The organism is Protofrankia sp. Cas4 (assembly GCF_963555915.1).
Taxonomy (GTDB): Bacteria; Actinomycetota; Actinomycetes; order Frankiales; family Frankiaceae; genus Protofrankia.
The window spans coordinates 1-2,987 of sequence record NZ_CAUVXL010000099.1 but is presented as its reverse complement, the minus strand read 5'-3'; the positions used below and the strand labels follow the sequence as shown (position 1 = coordinate 2,987).

Below are 2,987 nucleotides of genomic sequence, written 5' to 3'. Positions count from 1 at the left end.
TCAGCGACGCACCCGGCGAGCATGGCGCGCCAGCGCCACGCGCAGCCGTCGCGCGGCGCGGCCCGCGCCGCGCCGCGCCCTTGATCTAAAACCGAGGAATTCGGCAGTGTGCCGGACATATGCCCGGTGATGCCTGAGTGGTCGAACGTGAAGACCTGCTTACGCCGATCGTGTGGTCATGCCTCGGCGGGCACGGTCGATCAGAGCGTCTGTGCGGGCTGCCCGGTTGGGAAGCCGGTCAAGAACGGTTTGGGTCTGGTCGATGGCATCTTGCAGCGCGGGGACATCACGGGCGGGGAACGGCTCGGGAATGTGGCTGAGCGGCGCGGCAACTATGCCGTTGGCGCCGGCGGTGAGGCTGGCGGCGATGTGCCGAGCTGTGCCGTCCCACAGAGTGAACGTCAGGCCGGTGGCTACTCGAAGTGTCGCGAGATCCTCCGTGCTGACCTTGGACACCTTCGCGCCGCGGGGAAGACAGCCGCTGGCGATGGCGACGCGGGCCAGTTCCGGGCTGAGCGTGTGGCCGCTGAATTCGGGATGGCTGAACACATAGCTCGGCTGCGGCAACTCAGCGAGGAAACGGCGGGCCTGATCGATCGTGTGCAGGTCTCGCAGGACGACCATGGGTGTGATCCCGCGGCGCTCGGCCTCGGTGACGTCCGCCGGTGACCAGCAACAGGCGGTGATCCGCTCTGGGTTGATCACAGCCGTCCAGATGTCGATGGTGGCGGCTCGTTCGGCGGTGGTCGCGGTATGTCCGTTGGTGGTGGTGCCGGACAGGATGAACAGGTCAGCCCAGGTGGCGGCGGCGCGCCGGGCGTACCGTTCGGTATCAGCGGTGCTGATGCTCCCGTCGGTCGTGCGGAACGTGAGCGCGGGTATGACCAGCTGGACAGTCACGCGATCGGGTCCCGAAGCGGTGGGGCGCCGGCGGACTCGCCGGTCAGTACCTGGTGGATCAGATGGGCGGTCGCGGGCGGTGTCCGCCAGTCGGTGCGCAAGACCATGCTGAACGTGTCGGGTTCGGCTGTGGCTAGGTCCGCCTGCGTCTCGTCCCAGACCCGAAGTCGTTCGTCGAGATCGCTGCTGCCGCGTTCGCGGAGACGGGCACGGGTGACCTCGCGCGGGCACCACAGTAGGACGGTCAGCCATCGTGCGGGGTAGCCGGTCCGGAGGGCGCGGATACCGGCGACCTGGCCCAGGTGCACGACCGGGACCTGTCCGACGGTGATGATCTCGTCGAGTCGTGGGCTGTCGATGGCGTAGATGTTGCCGTACCGCTCGTTCGTGTAGACGATCAGATGCCGGTTGTGGAGCTGCGCGAGATGCCCGGCGGAGGTCCGCCGGTAGCCGGCATTCCTCCCGTTCCCGGCCTTCAACCGATCGAAATGGACATACCGGCCGTCCATGGCGGCCAACGCAGCGGTGACGGTGTCCTTCCCTGCCGCCGGTGGTCCGTACAGCACGATGGCGTCAGGAGGCGTCGCGGACACGGCTCGCGAGCTGTCGGGCCTGGTCGGCAAGGTTGGTCTTGGCGTGCCGGCCGTTGTCGACTACGAAGTGGGTGCATGCGGGACGTTGATCCAGATTGACGCTGGCTACGTACTCGTCCCAGTAGGACAGCTTCCACGAGTCGCGGGCGGCGTCGCGGGTTTCCAGGTAGTCCCGCATCGAGTCGACGTCACAGCGCATCCACACGACCGCGATCTCAACGCCGCGCGTGCCGCAACGGCTCTTCAGCCGACGTAGCCACGATTCACTGACCACTTCCTGAAGGAACGGGGCGGTGACGACGGTAGAGATCCCAAGCTGGATGTTGTCGAAAACCGCGTCGAACAGGCAGCGATACTCCAGCGGTCGGACCTTGTCCTGATAGGTCGCGGTGTGCCGGTCGTTGGGGTCGGCGTCCAGCGCCAACAACAGACTTTCGGTCAGGGGCCGGCTGAGGGTGTCCTTGTCGACCAGCGTCCAGCCGGTGATCTCGCTGATGAACCGGGCGAACTCGGTCTTGCCCGATCCCGCGAAGCCGGCGACCAGGACCAGGACGGGTGCGCCTTCCCGGGGACGGCCGGAACTCCACGCAGACAGGATCCGCTTCTTCAGCTCGCATGGGGGAAGGACGATCGGCGCGTCGCTGTCGTCGGTGGGTGTCTCGACGGTCGCCAACAGACGGTTAATCGTGTCGGTGACCTCGTCGTGCCGGGGGTCGACCGGCGGGGCGTCGGTGGGAACACCGATCGCGTCACGCAGATGCGCCGGGACCCGGAGGGGATCACGGCCACGGGGACGGGCGGCGTCCGGTGCGATCTCCCACATGCGGGCGGCGAGTCCGAGCATGGCACCGGGTATGCGCAGGCCGTCGGCGATACGTTCGATGACGTCGAGGTCTTCGACCTGGGCTTTCCCGGTGACGATGCGGCTGATACGCGGCTGGCTGAACCCCTCGACGGACGCGGCGATCCGATCCTGACCAACATGATCATATTTGCGGATCAGGAGGAAGATCGCGGTGAAATCCCGCGCGGTGCACGCGGCGCGCATCTCCTCGCGGGCGAGTAGCGCGGCGGAGACGGTGTAGGGCGTGTGGTGCGCAAGGGTTTCGGGCATCATCCGTGGGCCTTCTCCCGGTGCCCGGAGGCGGTCGACGGTCACATGGGCGGAACAAGCCCGATGAGCGTAACGCGCACAAGCGGTTGCAGGGCGCCGGACCGGGCGGGTAGGCGCTCCACCGGCGGCTGTCGAGCGCTCGTCTACCGCCACAACCACTCTCATCGCATACCGACAGTCAATGTCGTTGCGGCATTCCGTTACCGACTGCTGGTCGGTGACGCTGTCCCGCAAGCCGGCCCCGTCCCGTGTTGAGTCCCATTGCTCCGCGGGGCCGGGTCGGCATCCAACCGACAGCGTGGACGGGATGGTGTGGCCAGTGACGGCAAGCGGCGGATACGTGGGTGACGACGGGGCCGGGGATGGCCGGTTGGCCGTCC

The 2,987-nt window shown here is 67.3% G+C and carries 3 protein-coding genes; all 3 read right to left on the bottom strand.

Annotated features, from left to right (window positions below; all coding sequences use genetic code 11):
* Nucleotides 1-159: 159 nt before the first annotated feature.
* The 3 genes from U9979_RS09170 to U9979_RS09160 are packed head-to-tail and all read right to left on the bottom strand — an operon-like array spanning nucleotide 160 to nucleotide 2,607.
* Complete coding sequence (locus tag U9979_RS09170) at nucleotides 160-900, bottom strand: hypothetical protein (RefSeq protein ID WP_322779031.1); 741 nt, start codon at nucleotides 898-900, stop codon at nucleotides 160-162.
* Nucleotides 897-1,493 carry a guanylate kinase gene (locus tag U9979_RS09165; RefSeq protein ID WP_322779030.1) on the bottom strand — a complete coding sequence of 199 codons (597 nt, stop codon included), beginning with the start codon at nucleotides 1,491-1,493 and terminating at the stop codon, nucleotides 897-899. Before U9979_RS09165 ends, U9979_RS09170 begins: the two co-directional genes overlap by 4 nt.
* A complete protein-coding gene (locus U9979_RS09160) occupies nucleotides 1,474-2,607 on the bottom strand; it encodes an AAA family ATPase (RefSeq protein WP_322779029.1) in 1,134 nt (377 codons plus the stop codon). Before U9979_RS09160 ends, U9979_RS09165 begins: the two co-directional genes overlap by 20 nt.
* Between the last annotated feature and the right edge of the window lie 380 nt (nucleotides 2,608-2,987).